Below are 658 nucleotides of genomic sequence, written 5' to 3' on the forward strand. Positions count from 1 at the left end.
TCATACCGTACAAGGAAGTTACGGTGCCGCTGCAGGTGCGGCCACTGCCTTGAAATTAGACGCTGATAAGACCGCAAATGCGATTGCCATTGCAGGTACAGGCTACAATTCATTGCGGGTGACTAGAACCGGTGCCCTATCTCACTGGAAAGGGTTGGCTTATCCAAACACGGCCATGGGTGCCATGCATGCGACTTTACTCGCTAGCTACGGCATTACTGGACCTGAAGAAGTATTTGAAGGAAACAAAGGATTCATGGATTCGATTGCTGGTAAATTTGATATCGACTGGTCGAAAGAAGATTTAAACCGAGTAACTAAAACCATCACCAAACGCTACAATGCTGAAATTCATTCCCAATCTTCTATTGAAGGTTTGTTGGAATTGAAAGACGCAGAAAATATCGCCGCTGATGACATTAAGGAAATTCGCTTGTACACCTTTGACGTAGCCTTCAATATTATCGGTGGTGGCGAGGAAGGTGGCAAAAAGAACATCCAATTCAAAGAGGAAGCAGATCATTCACTACCTTACATGCTAGCTGTCGCCTACTTAGACGGACAAGTCATGCCTGACCAATACGAACCAGCCCGCATTACTAATTCAGACGTTCAAGACCTCTTACAAAAAGTCCACGTTGAACCAGTTCAAGCCTAC

General features: G+C 45.3%; 1 protein-coding gene. It reads left to right on the forward strand.

Translation table 11 applies throughout. The features are described from left to right. A partial coding sequence (locus ACRCJ0_RS18090) for an MmgE/PrpD family protein (RefSeq protein ID WP_431391523.1) occupies positions 1 to 658 on the forward strand: 658 nt, incomplete at both ends.

The sequence above is a fragment of the Aerococcus sp. L_32 genome (genome assembly GCF_050689315.1).